Source organism: Pseudomonas donghuensis (genome assembly GCF_000696345.2).
In the GTDB taxonomy this organism is placed as follows: Bacteria; Pseudomonadota; Gammaproteobacteria; order Pseudomonadales; family Pseudomonadaceae; genus Aquipseudomonas; species Aquipseudomonas donghuensis.
Genome location: NZ_CP071706.1, coordinates 2,150,677 through 2,163,239 on the forward strand (window position 1 = coordinate 2,150,677; position 12,563 = coordinate 2,163,239).

Here is a 12,563-nt window from a genome sequence, read left to right on the forward strand (position 1 = left end):
GTAGCATCCGCGCCTATGACGTATTCAGGACGATTTACCTGCGGTTTGATTCTATGGGTTGCCAGCATCGGCGCGTATGCGCAAAGCGAGCTGGTTGTCCGGGTCAAACCTGCCAATAACGAACTCAAGGCCAATGTCGAAGGCTATATCGGCAGCCTTGGTAAACGCGATGAAGAGGCGCTGCTGCGCTTCAGTCGCGGCGCAGTCGAGCAGGCACGCAAGGCCTCCCAGGCCCTGGGCTATTACCAGGCGCAGATCGACAGCGAGGTCAAACCGCCGGCCAAGGCCGACAAGGGCCCGCAGCTGGTATTGACGATCGACCCAGGCGAGCCGGTGCACTTGCGTGATGTGACCATTCGCATCGATGGCCCGGCCAGTGAACTCAAGGCCTTCCGCATTCCCGACAGCAAGGCGTTGCGCTCAGGCGCGGTGCTCAACCATGGCCACTACGAAGACGCCAAGCGCCTGATCCAGAACCAGGCCTCGCGCTACGGGTTTTTCAGTGGCCGCTTCGTCCGCCAGCGCCTGGCGGTCGACCCCCAGGCTGGCGTTGCCGATATCGAGCTGATCTACGACAGTGGTCCGCGCTACCGCCTGGGCAAGGTCAGCTTTGCTGGCGATACGCCGCTCGATGAAGACCTGCTGCACCGCATGGTGCCGTTCAAGGCTGACACGCCCTACGACTCCGAGCTGATCGCCGAGCTCAACAATGCCCTGCAGTCGAGCGGCTACTTCGAAGGCGTACGGGTCGATGCCGCGCCCACTGCCGCTATCGAGCAGAGCATCCCGGTGGCCGTTCAGCTCGACACCCGCAAACCGCGGACCATGGGCCTGGGCCTGGGTTTTTCGACCGACGTCGGGCCGCGCGGCAAGGCCAACTGGACTCGCCACTGGGTCAACCCGCAAGGTCACAGCTACGGCTGGGAAACCGAACTGTCGGCGCCACGGCAGAACGTCGGCCTGTGGTACGACATCCCGCTCGACCCGCCGCTGACCGACAAACTGCGTTTTGCCGGTGGTTACCAGAACGAAGAAATCGCCGGCACCGATACCTTGAGCAAGCTGCTCACGGTCGGCCCGGAATGGCACAGCAAGCTGCCCAGCGGCTGGCAGCGGGTCATTTCGCTCAAGTACCAGCGCGAAGAGTACAAGCTCGGTGACGATTCGGGCCTGAGCAACCTGCTGATGCCCGGCATCAGCTATTCCTACCTGCGCAGCGATAATCGCATCGACCCGCACAATGGCTATCGCCTGCAGTTCGATGTGCAGGCGGCCAAGCAGGGACTGGTCTCCGACACCAACCTGCTGCATGCCAATGTGCTGCTCAAGGGCCTGACCACTCTGGGCCAGAATCATCGCTTTCTCGGCCGTGTGCAGTTCGGCGGCAGCGCCACCAACAGCTACAAGAATTCGGTTCCGCCCTCGTTGCGCTTCTTTGCCGGTGGCGACCAGAGCGTGCGAGGCTACGACTACCAGACCCTGTCACCGAAAAACTCCGACGGCGATCGTATTGGCGGCCGTTACCTGGTGGCCGGCAGTGCCGAGTACCAGTATTCGGTTGCAGAAAAGTGGCGGGTGGCGACCTTCATCGACCAGGGCAATTCATTCAATAATCTGGAGCTTCCCAGCCTCAAGACCGGTGTCGGTATCGGTGTGCGCTGGGTGTCTCCGGTCGGACCGCTGCGTCTGGATCTGGCCCGCGCGCTGGATGACGACGGCGGTTTGCGTCTGCACTTCTCCATGGGGCCGGAACTGTGAGTCGCGTTATCAAATTCATCGTTCTTGGCCTGCTGGCCTTGCTCATGCTGGTGGTGCTGGGTGTGGGCCTGGTGCTCGGTACCCAGGCCGGCAGCCGCTGGGCCCTGGAGCAGGTGCCGGGGCTGCAGCAGCTGGATAACTTCCAGGGGCGTCTGGCCGGGCAGTGGCAAGCCGAGCGCTTGCTGTGGGCACAAGGCGGCGATCGGGTCGAGTTGGTGGCGCCGGTACTGGCCTGGTCGCCGGCCTGCCTGCTGCGCATGACCCTGTGCATCGATCAGTTGCAAGCCGATCAGGTCAACCTGGCCTTCGCACCCGGCGAGCCGAAGCCTGATAGCGGGCCGTTGCAACTGCCGGCACTCAAGCTACCCGTGGCCATCGAGTTGGGCCAGGTGCGTATCGGCCATCTGCGCCTGGACGGCAATGAACAGCTCAGCCAATTGCAACTGGCCGCGCATTGGACCTCGGGCGGGCTGCAGATCGACAGCCTGCAACTGCAGCGCGATGAGCTCAAGCTGAACCTGCAGGGGTTGCTCAAGCCCGAAGCCGATTGGCCGTTGCAGGCCAAGGGGCAACTGCAGTTGCCGAGTGTCGACGGACAGCCCTGGCAACTGGCATTGCAGGTGGACGGCGACCTGCAGAAAACCCTCAGGCTCAAGGCTGACAGCAGCGGTTACCTGCACGCGCGCCTGTCCGGCGAGCTGCAAGCCCTGGCCGACAACCTGCCGGCGCACCTGCAGATCAGCAGCGAGGCCTTCAAACCCTCGGCCGAGCTGCCTGACACCCTGCAACTGAACACGCTGCAACTGAGCGCCAAGGGTAACCTGCAAAGCGGCTATCAGTTGCTGGGTTCAGCCAGCCTGCCCGCCGAGCAGGGGCCGGTGGCGCTCAATCTGCAAGGCCGGGTCGATGCCAAAGGTGCCGAGCTCAGCACCCTGGACCTCAGCGCCAGCGCCGAGCAGGCGCTCAAGCTCAAGGCCAAGGCCGACTGGCAGCAAGGCCTGAGTGCTGAAGCCAGCATCGACTGGCTGGATTTCCCCTGGTTGCGCCTGTATCCGCTGGAGCAAGCGCCCGACGTTACCCTGCGCCGCTTCAACGGCCAGGTGCAGTACCGTGATGGCAACTACCAGGGCGAGTTCAAAGGTGACCTGGACGGCCCGGCCGGCGCCTTCAGCCTGAGCAGCCCGTTCAAGGGCGACCTCAAGCAGGTCAGCTTGCCGCAATTGTTGCTCAGTGCCGGCCAGGGCAAGGCCGCCGGCAGTGTCGGCGTGCAGTTTGCCGATGGCCTGGCCTGGGATGCGGCGCTGGAGCTGTCGGCGCTGAACCCGGCGTACTGGCTGGCCGAATTGCCCGGCACCCTGGCGGGCCCGTTGCGCAGCAAGGGTGAAATGAAAAACGGCGAGTTGCGCCTGGATGCCGACCTTGACCTCAAGGGCCGCCTGCGCGGCCAGCCCGCCGTACTCAAGGCGGTGGCACAAGGGGCAGGGCAGCAATGGACCCTGGGCACCCTGGACATCCGCCTGGGCGACAACCAGATCAATGGCAGCGGCAGCCTGCAACAGCGTCTGGCCGGGCAGATCGATCTCAACCTGCCGCGCCTGGGCCAACTCTGGCCGCAGTTGCAAGGCCAGGTCAAAGGGCGGCTGGAGGTTACCGGAACCTTGCAGGCGCCCCAGGGCAGCTTCGTTCTGCAGGGCCAGCAATTGGCCCAGGCCGACAACCGTGTACAGCGCCTGAGCCTGGATGCGCGTCTGGACAACGCGCAACGCGCGCTTATCGACCTGCAGGCCGGCGGCATTCGCCTGGGTGACACCCCCCTTGGCATGCTCACCGCCAAGGGGGCAGGTGACATTCGCCAGCAAAAGCTGCAACTGGCCCTGGACGGGCCGCAGCTCAAGCTGGACCTGGGCCTGGACGGGCAACTGGACAAGGGCAACTGGCGCGGTCGCCTGGCCAGTGGTGAAATCCAGGCCGGCGGCCAGGACTGGCGCCTGCAGGCACCGGCGAAACTGCAGCGCCTGGCCAGTGGGCAAGTGGATTTCAGCGCCCATTGCTGGCGTTCCGGCCAGGCCAGCCTGTGTGGCGAAGATCAGCGTCTGGCGCCCGAGCCGCGCCTGCGCTACCACCTCAAGCAGTTCCCGTTGCAAAGCCTGGCGCAGTGGCTGCCCAAGGACTTTGCCTGGCAGGGCCTGCTCAATGCCGACATCAACCTCGATGTTCCGGCCAGCGGGCCCAAGGGCACTGTCCTCATCGATGCCAGCGGCGGTACCCTGCGGGTGCGCGAAAAGGACCGCTGGCTGGACTTCCCCTACCAGACCCTGCGCCTGCAAAGCACCCTGGGCCCGCGACGCATCGACACCCGTCTGGATTTCCTGGGCGACAAGCTCGGCGAGCTGGCGGTCAATACCCGGCTTGATCCGCTGGCCAAAAACAAACCCCTGAGCGGTGACTTCCGCCTCAGTGGCCTGGACCTGGCCATTGGCCGCCCGTTCGCGCCGATGGTCGAACGCTTGAATGGCCAGCTCAACGGCAGCGGGCGCCTGTCCGGCACTTTGCTGGCGCCCCAGGTCAATGGCAGCCTGAACCTTGCGCGTGGCGAAATTAGCGGCTCGGAGCTGCCGATCAGCCTTGAGGATCTGCAATTGCAGGCACTGATCGCTGGCGAACAGGTCCAGCTCAACGGCCGCTGGAAAAGCGGTGATGCTGGCCAGGGCAGCCTGAACGGGCAGATTGGCTGGGGCCAGGCACTGACTGTCAACCTGGCGCTGCAGGGCCAGCAGCTGCCGGTCAATGTTGAGCCCTATGCGGCACTGGAAGTCGCTCCGGACCTGAAAATCAGCCTGATTGACGACAAGCTCGCGGTGACCGGCAAGGTGCGGGTACCCAAGGGCAAAATCACCGTGCGTGAGTTACCGCCGTCCACGGTCAAGGTTTCCGACGATACGGTGATCCTTGGTCATCAGACCGAGGAGGGCAAACCGCCGATGGCCATGGCCATGGATATCGACGTCCAGGTCGGTCAGGAAAAACTCTCGTTCAGCGGCTTCGGCCTGACCGCCAACCTGCTGGGGCACGTGCACATCGGTGACAACCTCGATACCCGCGGCGAACTGAGCCTGGCCGACGGCCGCTACCGCGCCTATGGCCAACGCCTGACCATCCGCCGCGCGCGCTTGCTGTTTGCCGGCCCCATCGACCAGCCTTACCTGGACATCGAGGCCATTCGCAAGACCGATGATGTGATTGCCGGTATCCGCTTGAGCGGCAGCGCCGAACAGCCCACCACCCAGGTGTTCTCGGAGCCGGCCATGAGCCAGGAGCAGGCGTTGTCCTACCTGGTGCTCGGGCGGCCATTGGGTACTACCGGGGAAGACAACAACATGCTCGCTGAAGCCGCGCTCGGCCTGGGCCTGGCAGGCAGCGCCGGGATCACCGGCAGCCTGGCCTCGAGCCTGGGTATCGATGACTTCCAGCTCGACACCCAGGGCAGCGGCAATAGCACTGCGGTAGTCGCCAGCGGTAACCTGACCGAGCGTTTGAGCCTGCGTTACGGTGTTGGGGTGTTCGAGCCGGCCAACACCATTGCCCTGCGTTACAAGCTCAGCAAGAAAGTCTACCTGGAGGCGGCCAGTGGTCTGGCCAGCTCCCTAGATATCTTCTACAAGCGTGACTTCTAGAGGCCAGTAGTGTCAGCGCACGGTCGCCGCTTCGATGAACTCGTTGCTGTCGTCCGTGGGCTGGACAGGGGTGGACAAGCGAAGCGGGGTAATCAGTTTGGTGTACTCCTCGATCAGCCGGTTCAGCGCTTCCGGTGGTTCACAGGCCTGGAACTGCATGCGGATCTGCACTTCATCGGGGTCGCGCGGTGCTTCGCCATTGCGTTTGCTCTGGCCGCCGACCGTTACATAGAAGCGCTCGCGTTGCAGGCTCTCGCAGGCCTCGGTGGTTTCGGTGTTTTGAATCCGCACAGACAGGTCGACCTGCATGCGCTCCAGTGCCAGCCCACGCGGTGACACCAGTGCGATCAGCGGGATCTGCATCGTGTGCTGATCGTCCATCGCCACTTCGACCATCTTGGCTTTCATCGGCGTGCCCAGTGCCTCGGCGTCATAGTCGAAAAACTGGTCGAACAGCTTGATGTACTGCTGGGCAATCAGGTTGTTGGTGGCTGCGGCGGCTTCCTGCAGGCCGCGAGTGATATCGCACAGGTCGCTGGCGATGATGGGTGCGTTGTTTGGCGGGCGAGGGTCCAAGCGGTGGGCACTCCTGGGATTTTTTAGCTGAAGCCCCCTCCCGTGGAAGGGGCCAGTGGCGAAGGGGTGCGCTCAGCTACCCTGCGCTGGGACGGTGGCTGTCAGCTGGGGCTTGCAACCGGTTTGCTGGCGGCTTCGGTGAGGGCATCAATTACTCGCATCAGTGCCTCCGGCGGCTCCTGGCGGCGTATTTTGGTATTGAAGGCATAGCGCGCACGGGTATCGGTCTTGCGGGTTTGTGTCGACTTGTGGCTGACCTGGCCTTTGAACTCCATCTTGAACTTGCCGAAGCCGAAGGAGGCAGCGGTACTCGCTTCGCCTGCGGTTTCGCGACTGGATTCAGCCTGTTGGCTGATGGTCACTTCGAACTCGACGTTACCTTCCTCGATGACAATGTTGGGGTGGGCGATCGCCGCCATCAGCGGGATGCGCATGGTTTTGGAAACGGTTCCCTTGGCCGCCCCCTGCTCATCGGTGACGGTTTCGTCGTAGTTGAACTCGATGGCAACTGCTTTGCCATTCTCGACACAGACGCCCATGAGGAAGTCGGCGTAGGACTGGCTAGCGGCTACCTGTGCCTGGACCATTGCCTGCAGCGGTCCGGCAATCATCCGGTCCAGGGGCAGGGAGTTCATGACCGAACCGATCAGATCGTTGTCGATTGTTGCCATGGGTGATTTCCTTATCGTGGGTCCACACCTTGTGTGCAGTATTGGGGTTCATGTTTGCCGTACTCAGCGCGGACAAGCTTCCTGACGACGGATGTTGCCGATCTGGCGCAGGCTTAAGCCGTACTTGTTGGCCAGCATGCTACGAGACTGGCCATCGGCACTTTCTTGCTGGATCTGTTGATTGCGCAGTTGGCGCAGGAAATGGTCGACCTTGGGGATTTCCAGGGCCATGCCGGCGAAGCGCCGGATCAGCGCATCCAGCGCCGGGGCGGGAAGGATCTGTGCCAGGGCGGTGCGCTCTCGATGCTTGGGGATGTACTTGGGGCGCCCACCAAAGGCACAGGTAAGGTTGTAGGCATTCTCGATACCCAGGCACTCGATCAGCATCTGCAGCGAGTGGGGCAGTTGCGCGACATCAATACGGTTCAGTTCGCTCAGTTCCATGATGACTTCCTTGTAGGCGATGGTTTGGCACCCAGATGCTTGAGCATCCGTGCCAAGCGGCTCGAGCCATTTCAGGCCATTTCGCACCTGACCGGCTTGAACTGGATTTTCGGCCAGCATGAAGAAAGCAGGCTAGGCAGCAAGTGGGGCGGTTAGGGTGGCCTTTTTGCACGCGGTTTGTAGGTTGTTAGGCTCACCCCGGTGGGAATGGGGTTCAGGGCATCGCGCAGGGCCTTGATTGCTGGCACATGCGAGAGTTTTGACTCGACCTGATTGGCCGACCCATGCTCATTCGCACGGGCGCGCCAGTAGCAGGCTGACTTGGCCCAGGAAACTGGCTGGACGGGTAACGCCGTGGAGGGGAAAGCTGCGCCAGTCGACCCATACGCACAGGGCGGTAAATTCCCGGGCCGAGGCCTTGCCGATGACGCTGGGGTGAAAATCCCGGCGATACAGGACCTGGGTCTGTTTCAGTGGCTGGGCTTGATCGGCTGTCGCCAGGGCGTGTGCCACCAGTTGCGCAAGCTGTGCCTGGGGTACGGTGAAGTGCGTCGTGGCGGTGCCTGTGCCCAGGTGGCCGGCTTGTCGGGTCCGCTGCCACAGCTGTTGCCATTGGCTACTGCCGGCGTTGTTGGCCAGTTCGGCGCCGAGTGTCAGGAGCAGCGCCTGAGGCTGATTTTCGGTGGGCAAGGCCTGAACCTTGAGGGCGGCGCCCAGGAGCAGCAGGCTGCCCAGCAGTGTTCGCATCAACATGGTGAGCTTCCGTTCGTCTGGGCATCAGCCCGGGACACCATGGTGGCGACGGGGCGGCGACAACAGAAGCGGGAAATTGTCCGCTGACCGGCGGGGGACGTTGTATCATGCGCACGGCCCGCTTCGGGCCTTTTCGCCGATGTCGCAAGGAACTACCAATGACGCAAGGTCAACGCCTGAAATACTCCATCCTGATCTCCCTGCTGGTGCTGGGGATCATGCTCGGACTGTCCTACCTGCAAAAACAGGGGACGATCAGCGAGCAGGTGTTCCAGTACATCGCCATCGGTGTGGCGGTGGCAGTGGTGGTGATCAATGGCGTCATGCGCCGCAAGGTCAAACCCTGAGGGTTTAAGCGCGGCCGGCTATGGGCCGGCCGGTCGCTCAACGTGAGCTGGCTTGCTCCAGCACGGCACGGGCCTGGGGATTGAGGCTGTAGCACTTGTCGCTGCCAAGGCTGATGACGCCTTCGGCGCACAAGCGCTTGAGTACTTCGCGAACGCTGAGGAATGACAGGGGGATATCCAGCTGTTCGAGCTGGCTGTGCACACCGCGTACACCAATGCTGCGACCGTTGCGATCGGCCATGTGCAAGGCATCGATGACCTTCAGGCGAATCAGGCTGGTGCGCAGGCCAAAGGCCTTGAGCAATTCGCGGATGTGCTCATTGCCGGGGCGTTCATTTTCGCCGGCTTCGGTATTTTCAGCCACAGGTTGGTTATTTGTGCGTCCAGGCTCAGCTATTGCCGCTGAATGTTGCTGGTTGTACATGTGAATGCTCCATTTCATGGTCTGTCCAGATAAGCAAAAGTGCTTGCCTATACCTATAAGACGAATGAGCGCGGCAAAACTGCAGTACCTGACAAAAAAAAACTGCAAGCTCACCCTCAAATGACGTTTTGACCGGGCCAATCCAGTAAATTTTCACGCAGAAATTCGTTCAGTCAGAGTGACCTTTCCCCTGATTGAGCCGGAGTACGCGTGATCAAACCTCGTCCTTTTGCAACCCTCTGTGTGGTCGGGCTGCTCGCCGGCCTCAGCCTTCCCGCCCAGGCGCGCGTAGTCGCGGGCGATGCGTCTGCCCAGATCCGCCGGACCAGTTTTGGTGTGCCGCATATTCTGGCCAAGGACGAACAGGGCCTGGGCTACGGCATTGGCTATGCCTATGCGCAGGACAACCTGTGCCTGCTGGCGAACGAAGTGGTCACCGTCAATGGCGAGCGTTCGCGTTACTTCGGCCCCGGGCAGCGCACCTTCGAGCAGCGCGAAAACCTGCCAAGCGACCTGTTCTTCAATTGGCTGAACACGCCAACCGCCGTGTTCGGCTTCTGGCAGGCGCAACCGGCGGCCATGCGCGCACGGCTTGAAGGCTATGCCAAGGGCTACAACCGCGCGCTGGCCGAGCTCAAGGCTCAGGGGCAGGGCGCGCAATGCCTGCAGGCTGAGTGGCTGCGGCCGATCACCACCCTCGACCTGGTCAAGCTGACCCGCCGCTTGCTGGTCGAAGGCGGCGTCGGCCAGTTTGCCGAAGCCCTGGCCGGGGCAACGCCGCCGAATGTCGTCGCCCAGCTGCGCCCCGACCTCAGCGTTGCCCAGGCACGCCAGGAACAGTTTGCCGTCGAGCGTGGCAGCAATGCGCTGGCCATCGGTGCCGAGCGCTCGTTCAATGGCCGCGGCATGCTGCTGGCCAACCCGCACTTTCCCTGGGCTGGCGGCATGCGTTTTTATCAGATGCAGCTGACCCTGCCGGGCACGCTCGATGTCATGGGCGCAGCCTTGCCTGGGTTGCCGCTGATCAATATCGGTTTCAACCGCCATCTGGCCTGGACCCACACGGTCGACACCTCCAAGCATTTCACCCTGTACCGGCTGGAGCTGGACCCCAAGGACCCGACCCGCTACCTGCTCGACGGCAAGTCGCTGGCCTTGACCCACCAGCGCCTGAGCGTGACGGTCAAGGGCGAGGACGGCCAGCTCAAGCCGGTGACCCGCGACGTTTACAGCTCGGTGTTCGGCCCGATCGTGCAGTGGCCGGGGCGCCTGGACTGGAACAGGCAGTACGCCTTCAGCCTGCGTGACGCCAACCTCGACAACACCCGGGTGCTGCAACAGTGGGATGCGCTGAACCGCGCCGACAGCCTGAAAGGCCTGCAGGCTTCGGTACAGCGCCTGCAGGGCATCCCTTGGGTCAACACCCTGGCGGTGGACGCCAAGGGCCAGGCGTTGTACCTGAACCAGTCGGTGGTACCGTACGTCGACGCCGCTCTGCTGACCCAGTGCAGCGACCCGGCTGCCGGCCAGGAAATGATCGTGCTCGACGGCTCGCGCAGTGCCTGCAACTGGAAGATCGACCCGCGTGCCGCGCAGGCGGGTATCTTCCCTGCGCAGTTGCAGCCGAGCCTGAGCCGTAGCGACTTCGTCCAGCATTCCAACGACTCGGCCTGGATGGTCAACCCGGCCAAACCGTTGCAGGGCTACTCGCCGTTGATCAGCCGCGAGGGGCAACCCCTGGGCCCGCGCAGCCGCTTTGCCTTGCAGCGCCTGGCGAGCCTGAGCGAGAAGGGCAAGATCAGCCAGGCGGACCTGCAGCAGATGGTCATGGATAACCAGGTTTATCTCGCTGAACTGGTCATGCCCGACCTGCTCAAGTGGTGCGCCGGGCAAGCGGCCGATGCCCAGCTCAGTGTGCTGTGTGCCAGCCTCAAGGCCTGGGACCAACGCGCCAACCTCGACAGTGGTCTTGGCCTGGTGCACTTTCAGCGCATCATGCAGGCGTTGCAGGGACGCAAGGATATCTGGCGGGTCGGTTTCGATGCCGCCGACCCGCTGCACACACCGCGGGGGCTGGCAGTTGATCAGGCCGACGTGGCCAACGCCTTGCGTGAGGCAGCCCTGGCTTCAATCGCTGAAGTGACCAAGGCCGGGTTCGCCGAGGACGCGCGCTGGGGGCAGATCCAGCAGGCTGCCGATGGCACGCCGATACATGGCGGTCCGGCGAGCCTTGGGGTGTACAACGCGATCCAGAGCGTACCGGTCGCGCCGGACAAACGCCTGGTGGTCAGCGGCACCAGCTACCTGCAACTGGTGACCTTCGATGACCAAGGGCCGCATGCCCAAGGGATGCTGGCGTTCTCCGAGTCCAGTGAAGCGGGCTCGGCCCATGCCGGCGACCAGACCCGTGCGTTTTCGGCCAAGCAGTGGCAGGTGATTCCGTTCACCGAGGCGCAGATCAAGGCCGATCCGCAGTATCGCTTGCAGGTGATTCACGAGGTTGAGGGGGCGGCGCTGGCGAAGTCTGCGCCTTGATTCAATGAATCAAATCCCTGAGCAGTAAGCCGAAGGCCAGATCGACCTGCTCAGGGATTGGCAGGTACACCGTATGCCCATCCCCCGGCGCCACCTCGATTGCGCCGCCCTGGCGATCACGCAACTGATGCAGGTCGAAGTGGTAGTTACCTTTGGGCGTCATCAGTTCCAGATGATCACCCACCGCAAAGCGGTTCTTCACCCGCACCTCTGCCAGGCCATTGACCCGCTCGCCACTTAGCTCGCCAACGAATTGCTGGCGCTCGGACACCGAGTTGCCGCGTTGGTAGTTCTGATATTCGTCATGCACATGCCGGCGCAGGAAGCCTTCGGTATAGCCGCGCTGGGCCAGTGATTCGAGGTTGAGCATCAGGTTGCGGTCGAACGCGCGCCCGGCTGCCGCGTCATCGATGGCCTGGCGATACACCTGGGCGGTGCGTGCACAGTAGAAGTGCGACTTGGTCCGGCCCTCGATCTTCAGCGAATGCACGCCCATGCGCGCCAGCCGCTCGACATGCTGCACCGCCCGCAGGTCCTTGGCGTTCATGATGTAGGTGCCGTGCTCGTCTTCGAAGGCTGGCATGTCTTCATCGGGGCGGTTGCTTTCCTGCAGCACGAACACCTGCTCGGTGGGGGCGCCGAGCCCCAGGGTCGGTTCTACCTCGCGAACGATTTCGCCGGTGACATTCTCGCGGGCCGCAGTGGCCTTGTACTGCCAGCGGCAAGCGTTGGTGCAACTGCCCTGGTTGGCATCGCGGCGGTTGAGGTAGCCCGATAACAGGCAGCGGCCGGAGTAGGCCATGCACAGGGCACCGTGGACGAACACCTCGAGCTCCATCTGCGGCACTTGCTGGCGAATCTCCTCGATCTCTTCCAGCGACAGCTCGCGCGACAGGATCACCCGGGTAAGGCCCTGGCTGCGCCAGAACTCGACGCTGGCCCAGTTCACCGTGTTGGCCTGCACCGACAGGTGGATCGGCATGTGCGGGAAGTGCTGGCGCACCAGCATGATCAGGCCGGGGTCGGACATGATCAACGCATCCGGGGCCATGTCGATCACCGGCGCCAGGTCCTTCAAGAAGGTCTTGAGCTTGGCGTTGTGCGGGGCAATGTTGACCACCACGTAGAAGCGCTTGCCCTGCGCCTGGGCTTCCTTGATGCCCAGCGCGAGGTTGGCGTGATCGAATTCATTGTTGCGCACGCGCAGGCTGTAGCGCGGCTGCCCGGCATACACGGCATCGGCGCCGTAGGCGAAGGCGTAGCGCATGTTCTTCAGCGAGCCGGCGGGGGCGAGCAGTTCGGGTTTGGCGAGAAGGGTCATGATCGGGTCGCGGCAAAAGGCGCGGATGCTACGCCGCTTGTGGCGACTTTTTATTGATCT

General features: G+C 63.1%; 10 protein-coding genes. 4 read left to right on the forward strand and 6 right to left on the reverse strand.

What is annotated here, in order from left to right:
• Positions 1-15 precede the first annotated feature (15 nt).
• Both BV82_RS09855 and BV82_RS09860 read left to right on the forward strand, forming a co-directional pair.
• Complete coding sequence (locus BV82_RS09855) at positions 16-1,758, forward strand: autotransporter assembly complex protein TamA (protein WP_010220425.1); 1,743 nt, start codon at positions 16-18, stop codon at positions 1,756-1,758.
• Entirely contained in the window at positions 1,755-5,432 is a 3,678-nt protein-coding gene (locus BV82_RS09860; protein ID WP_036994518.1) for a translocation/assembly module TamB domain-containing protein, read from the forward strand. Before BV82_RS09855 ends, BV82_RS09860 begins: the two co-directional genes overlap by 4 nt.
• 12 nt (positions 5,433-5,444) lie before the next feature.
• On the opposite strand, the gene BV82_RS09865 is transcribed toward BV82_RS09860, so the two are convergent.
• The 4 genes from BV82_RS09865 to BV82_RS09880 form a co-directional block, all read right to left on the reverse strand.
• On the reverse strand, positions 5,445-6,008 hold the full coding sequence (locus BV82_RS09865) for a DUF2589 domain-containing protein (RefSeq protein WP_302184189.1): 564 nt from the start codon (positions 6,006-6,008) through the stop codon (positions 5,445-5,447).
• A gap of 101 nt (positions 6,009-6,109) precedes the next feature.
• Entirely contained in the window at positions 6,110-6,679 is a 570-nt protein-coding gene (locus tag BV82_RS09870; protein WP_036994520.1) for a DUF2589 domain-containing protein, read from the reverse strand.
• A gap of 63 nt (positions 6,680-6,742) precedes the next feature.
• On the reverse strand, positions 6,743-7,123 hold the full coding sequence (locus BV82_RS09875; protein WP_010220421.1) for a Mor transcription activator family protein: 381 nt from the start codon (positions 7,121-7,123) through the stop codon (positions 6,743-6,745).
• Between the two features lie 288 nt (positions 7,124-7,411).
• On the reverse strand, positions 7,412-7,876 hold the full coding sequence (locus tag BV82_RS09880) for a hypothetical protein (RefSeq protein ID WP_036994521.1): 465 nt from the start codon (positions 7,874-7,876) through the stop codon (positions 7,412-7,414).
• Between the two features lie 158 nt (positions 7,877-8,034).
• Here BV82_RS09880 and BV82_RS09885 point away from each other — a divergent pair, with 158 nt between their 5' ends.
• Positions 8,035-8,223 carry a hypothetical protein gene (locus BV82_RS09885; RefSeq protein ID WP_010220419.1) on the forward strand — a complete coding sequence of 63 codons (189 nt, stop codon included), beginning with the start codon at positions 8,035-8,037 and terminating at the stop codon, positions 8,221-8,223.
• Positions 8,224-8,260: 37 nt separating this feature from the next.
• On the opposite strand, the gene BV82_RS09890 is transcribed toward BV82_RS09885, so the two are convergent.
• On the reverse strand, positions 8,261-8,647 hold the full coding sequence (locus tag BV82_RS09890) for a fe2+ zn2+ uptake regulation protein (RefSeq protein ID WP_026001149.1): 387 nt from the start codon (positions 8,645-8,647) through the stop codon (positions 8,261-8,263).
• Between the two features lie 210 nt (positions 8,648-8,857).
• Here BV82_RS09890 and pvdQ point away from each other — a divergent pair, with 210 nt between their 5' ends.
• Complete coding sequence (gene pvdQ / locus BV82_RS09895) at positions 8,858-11,182, forward strand: bifunctional acylase PvdQ (RefSeq protein ID WP_036994522.1); 2,325 nt, start codon at positions 8,858-8,860, stop codon at positions 11,180-11,182.
• Between the two features lies 1 nt (position 11,183).
• Here the strand turns inward: pvdQ and trhP are convergent, their stop codons facing one another.
• Positions 11,184-12,503 (reverse strand): prephenate-dependent tRNA uridine(34) hydroxylase TrhP, encoded by a 1,320-nt coding sequence (gene trhP / locus BV82_RS09900; protein ID WP_010220416.1) that lies wholly within the window; start codon positions 12,501-12,503, stop codon positions 11,184-11,186.
• Positions 12,504-12,563: the final 60 nt, after the last annotated feature.

Bases quoted from the DNA above. Each gene is read 5' to 3' on its own strand.
- BV82_RS09855 (WP_010220425.1), top strand. From the start codon at position 16: ATGACGTATTCAGGACGATTTACCTGCGGTTTGATTCTATGGGTTGCC.
- BV82_RS09870 (WP_036994520.1), bottom strand. From the start codon at position 6,679: ATGGCAACAATCGACAACGATCTGATCGGTTCGGTCATGAACTCCCTG.
- BV82_RS09875 (WP_010220421.1), bottom strand. From the start codon at position 7,123: ATGGAACTGAGCGAACTGAACCGTATTGATGTCGCGCAACTGCCCCAC.
- BV82_RS09880 (WP_036994521.1), bottom strand. From the start codon at position 7,876: ATGTTGATGCGAACACTGCTGGGCAGCCTGCTGCTCCTGGGCGCCGCC.
- BV82_RS09885 (WP_010220419.1), top strand. From the start codon at position 8,035: ATGACGCAAGGTCAACGCCTGAAATACTCCATCCTGATCTCCCTGCTG.
- BV82_RS09890 (WP_026001149.1), bottom strand. From the start codon at position 8,647: ATGTACAACCAGCAACATTCAGCGGCAATAGCTGAGCCTGGACGCACA.
- trhP (WP_010220416.1), bottom strand. From the start codon at position 12,503: ATGACCCTTCTCGCCAAACCCGAACTGCTCGCCCCCGCCGGCTCGCTG.